General features: G+C 43.4%; 5 protein-coding genes and 4 tRNA genes. 3 read left to right on the top strand and 6 right to left on the bottom strand.

What is annotated here, in order from left to right:
- Positions 1 to 324: 324 nt before the first annotated feature.
- The 5 genes from DEH07_07170 to DEH07_07150 form a co-directional block, all read right to left on the bottom strand.
- Positions 325 to 519, bottom strand: a complete 195-nt coding sequence (locus DEH07_07170; protein HBY04310.1) for a hypothetical protein — start codon at positions 517 to 519, stop codon at positions 325 to 327.
- 62 nt (positions 520 to 581) lie between these two features.
- Positions 582 to 656 (bottom strand) — tRNA-Val (locus tag DEH07_07165).
- A 109-nt stretch (positions 657 to 765) separates the two neighbouring features.
- Positions 766 to 841: transfer RNA gene (locus tag DEH07_07160), tRNA-Glu, on the bottom strand.
- Positions 842 to 856: 15 nt separating this feature from the next.
- Positions 857 to 931: transfer RNA gene (locus DEH07_07155), tRNA-Met, on the bottom strand.
- Positions 932 to 936: 5 nt separating this feature from the next.
- A tRNA-Asn gene (locus DEH07_07150) sits at positions 937 to 1,011 on the bottom strand.
- 246 nt (positions 1,012 to 1,257) lie between these two features.
- Between DEH07_07150 and DEH07_07145 the strand changes: the two genes are divergently transcribed.
- On the top strand, positions 1,258 to 2,076 hold the full coding sequence (locus DEH07_07145; protein HBY04309.1) for an alpha/beta hydrolase: 819 nt from the start codon (positions 1,258 to 1,260) through the stop codon (positions 2,074 to 2,076).
- 14 nt (positions 2,077 to 2,090) lie between these two features.
- Here the strand turns inward: DEH07_07145 and DEH07_07140 are convergent, their stop codons facing one another.
- Entirely contained in the window at positions 2,091 to 2,828 is a 738-nt protein-coding gene (locus DEH07_07140) for a hypothetical protein (protein HBY04308.1), read from the bottom strand.
- A gap of 106 nt (positions 2,829 to 2,934) precedes the next feature.
- On the opposite strand from DEH07_07140, the gene DEH07_07135 reads away from it, so the two are divergent.
- Entirely contained in the window at positions 2,935 to 3,495 is a 561-nt protein-coding gene (locus tag DEH07_07135) for a hypothetical protein (protein HBY04307.1), read from the top strand.
- A gap of 136 nt (positions 3,496 to 3,631) precedes the next feature.
- Entirely contained in the window at positions 3,632 to 4,051 is a 420-nt protein-coding gene (locus tag DEH07_07130; GenBank protein ID HBY04306.1) for a hypothetical protein, read from the top strand.
- The last annotated feature ends 94 nt before the right edge of the window (positions 4,052 to 4,145 follow it).

Raw genomic sequence — 4,145 nt, 5'->3', positions numbered from 1 at the left:
CTAGATGTAGAATTATGTCGAAAGTTTTTATTCTATGCAAATATGACATAATACGACGTTGTTTTCGCGGAATTAACTTTGCTGATGCTCTATTAATTAAGAAGCACAGGAAAGGAAGCTTAAGCCATGGCCGCCGACGAACTCCGGAAGGCCATCGAGCGCAAAAAAGAAGAAATGAAAGAGTTACAGCAACAAATCAAAGAAGCTACTGTTGCCGGGAAAAGCTTAAGCTTCAGCGCCGGCTGAAAGAACTGCAGTACCTGCAGCGGTGGCATATGGATTTACTGAAGCGAGGAGTCGACGAAGGGAAGAAAGGATTTTGCATTAAACCATCTCAGGAAAAGTGTGTCTTTTTTTATGGCTTAAAAAAATGAACCCGCAAAAAAACGGGCTATCTATGTAAAAAATGATGGCGGTATGCTTATTTTCTTCTACGCAATATACTTTAAATCCTTTTTCTGGGAAACAGATATTTCCGATACAAATCGATAAATAATAATAGTGTAATTCGTTTTTCAATATTTAGTATAGAGGTTTATAGAAATACAAAAGCCCTCTGCTTTTGCCGAAGGCTTGCAATTTGGTGGGGACAACTGGATTTGAACCAGTGACATCCTGCTTGTAAGGCAGGCGCTCTCCCGCTGAGCTATGCCCCCTTTATGCTATGCCGCTGTAAGGAGATACGCCTTGCAAGATTAGGGTACCTTGTCACAGTGACCCCTTGCTTGTAAGGCAGGCGCTCTCCCGCTGAGCTAATCGCCCATTTGGTGACCCCACCGGGATTCGAACCCGGGTTACCGCCGTGAAAGGGCGGTGTCTTAGACCGCTTGACCATGGGGCCAGATTAAATTTTTGCTGGTGGGCCCACCAGGATTCGAACCTGGAACCTGCCGGTTATGAGCCGGTAGCTCTGCCGTTGAGCTATGGGCCCGAAAATGGCTCCCCGAGCAGGATTCGAACCTGCAACCCTCCGGTTAACAGCCGGATGCTCTACCGTTGAGCTATCGAGGAACAGCAAGATCAATTATATATAAAAATTTCCCCCGGGTCAATTAAATTTTAAAGACCTTATATTTATTGTATATTGAAATTTAAACCGCCTTAACTTTCTCCGGCTTCCTTGTTATAGTTACTTTCTTGCATGTTTTAATTCCTGCCGCTGCAGGAAAAGAAAAATGATCACCGAAAACTTATTATACGCGCAGATTGCTTTTTTATAAAGAAGAATAGTTTTTACTCTTTGCAGGCGCCTCTTCTATTGGTAAAATTTCAAACCGGAAAGGATTGACTGCCGTGATTGATTATTCGGTACTTGATAACCCGTTTCTCCTGCAGAATATTTTTTACCCGTACCCTGCAGTTACCCACTGCCCTCCAGGTGCGGTTGATATTTCCGTGCCGGTTGAGAAAGACGTTTCCATATCCTGCCGCTTTTATGCAAAAGAAAAAAGCTGGCCAAACTTACTTTATTTTCACGGCAATGGTGAGTTGGTTGGGGATTATGACGGCATTGCTCCTTTTTACAATAAAAAGAGCCTCAATATCATGGTTGTTGATTACCGCGGTTACGGGGCAAGCGGAGGTTTTCCCGGATTTACTTCCATGATCAGCGATGCCCACAGTGTATTCGGGTATTTCAATAATATGCTTTCGCGGCAGGGCTATGACGGGGGTTTGTGGGTAATGGGGCGTTCCCTTGGCAGCGCCAGTGCCCTTGATTTAGCATACCACTGCCAGGATCAATTCAAGGGGCTGATTATTGAAAGCGGTTTTCCAAGCTATGGCAGGCTTTTAAAAAGAAAGGGCATTGTTCCGCCCGGTACAAGCCTTAACGCTTTCAATGACGCCTGCCTGGCCAGGCTCGGCAAGATTTATCTGCCTGCCCTGGTTATGCACGGTCAGTACGACAGCCTTGTTCCGCTGCAGGAAGCGCAGGATCTGTATGATGGTTTGGGATCCCCTGCAAAAAAAATGATCATCATTCCGGATGCAGACCACAATACGACAATGATGATCGGATTTGACCTTTACTTCGGCTATATAAAGGAGTTTATAGAAAAGTTTATAGAAAGTTGATTTTTAAGGATTGTTTATTGAAAAAACATTTGCACAGCCTGGAAGTTGCGCCTGATTAAATCCTTGCCCTGAATATAGCTTCCGTACTTGGTGGAATGTCCCGGGAGCAGGAATTCAATATCTAGGGCGGATAACCTGTCTATGCTTTTAGCAAGTTCCTGGTGATCCCCGCCCAGCAGATCCGTTCTGGCGGTGCGCCCGAAGAATAAAACGTCGCCTGTGAACAGGACCTTTTCCTCCGGACAGTAAAAACATAATGAGCCCGGTGAATGACCCGGCGAATGGAACACCTGCAGGGAAATTTTGCCCAGTTTCAGTTCGCCTTCATCAAGCAAAATAACCGGTTTGATTTCATCAAGCAAATTTCTGTAAAAACTGCGCATTCTTTCTTTTGATTTGAGCAGAAATTCGTATTCTTTATTGGGAAATGCAATAAAGGGAGGATTGTCCCCTTTGTTCTTTATTATGATATCTTTACACGCCGAGCAATGATCGGAATGAAAATGGGTAATTAAAATCAGGCCGATTTCCTCAGCCTTAAATCCGTCGCTGGAAAGCGCCTCAAGCATCTGTTCGGCGCAGGGTTCACGGTACTCGTTGACGGTATTCCCGGGGTCAATCAATACATGCGGATGATCACTTTCCAAAACCCCGGAGAGCAGGTAAGTGTTGCAGTTGTTCCCTCTTCCCCACCAGAAGTAGCAGAACAGGTTATCTGAAACCTTAAGCGTTTTGTAATTTGTATATGCCATAAGCAGCCTAAGAGAGCCTCCTTAGTTTTGTTTCCCTTTTTCAGAATTATATTATAAAATGGACAGGAAAGCCATAAATCCGATGACTAAAATGGGGTGACACAAGGTGGAAAAAATAAAAAGCGCCTGGGAAATCGCCATGGAAAGGGCCGCCAGCAGGACATCAATTAAACCGGAAGAACTGCAAAAGCAGAACGAAGAAAAAGGCCTTATAATCGGAAAGGCACTTGCAGACAAGTTTTTAAATGACCTGGATAAAAATAAGCTTAAAGCCGACCTGGAAAAATACGGGGAGGAAGAAAGGCCTTTTATTTTAAAAGGGACCCGGACGGCTTTAATAGAATCCCTTGAGCTTGGCGATTACGAAAAGCTGGAAAATGTTATCGAAGGGCTCGGCAGCCTTGCGGAAAATGACCGCCCGAAGGAGATCAAGGGCAGGTTGTTTCTAGTCTACGGCAATTATACAAGTATTTATAAAAAGAGTTCGGAAAAGTTTCAAGCTGCAGGCAGAAAAATACTGAACAGATATAGAATTTCCGGTGATGCGATAAAAGCTATTAATCCGGATGTTTTTAAAGAAGAATTAAAACAAATCAACCGGGACGGGATTTTGCCCCAGGAAAAAGAATTTGAAGAATTAAAAAAGGAACTGTTGAATCTTAGCTAACCATTTTCCCCTGATACTTGGAAAGCCGTTTCAATGTGCGCCTTGTCCAAATATATTAAATTTTTAGATATGTCATTGACATATTAATATTAATTGAATATACTTAATTTATAATTTTCTAGGGGGGTAATTTAAAATGGCAAAAATGCCTAAGGTGGTAATGGATACGTTTAACGATCGGTCATGTCCTAAAGTAATAGCCACAGTTGATGCTGACGGCAACTTGAATAATACACCAATTGGAAGTACAACTGCCATTGATGATGAAACCCTTGCTTTCGCCGATTTTTACGGTGTTGCAACCAGAACGATGAAGAATCTGGACGCCAATAAAAAAGTAGCCGTAACTGCTTTTAAAGTGTCCCTGGCGCCGCCTTTTATCGCTTTCCAGGTAAAAGGGACATTCCAGGGATTCCAGACCTCCGGACCCTTGTTCGATACCTTTGCCAAGCTTTTAAAGGAAGCGGTCGGGCTGGACATCAAGGGAGTCGGAACCATAAAGGTTGATGAAGTTTTCAATAGCTCCCCGTTGGCGCCGGGAAGTAAAATGGCATAATAATATAGGTCATAATGAAGGGCCAGGAAAAATTTTAACCGGAAACGAGGCTGTTAAAAATTAACAGCCTCGTTTATTGATTTTCTACTTTAGT

This window comes from Desulfotomaculum sp., from assembly GCA_003513005.1.
Taxonomy (GTDB): domain Bacteria; phylum Bacillota; class Desulfotomaculia; order Desulfotomaculales; family Nap2-2B; genus 46-80.
The sequence above is the reverse complement of the archived record's forward strand: the minus strand, read 5'-3'. Positions and strand labels throughout refer to the sequence as shown.

What these genes read in the sequence shown, in the direction of transcription:
- DEH07_07130 (HBY04306.1), top strand. Translation starts at nt 3,632, where the DNA reads ATGGCAAAAATGCCTAAGGTGGTAATGGATACGTTTAACGATCGGTCA.
- DEH07_07140 (HBY04308.1), bottom strand. Translation starts at nt 2,828, where the DNA reads ATGGCATATACAAATTACAAAACGCTTAAGGTTTCAGATAACCTGTTC.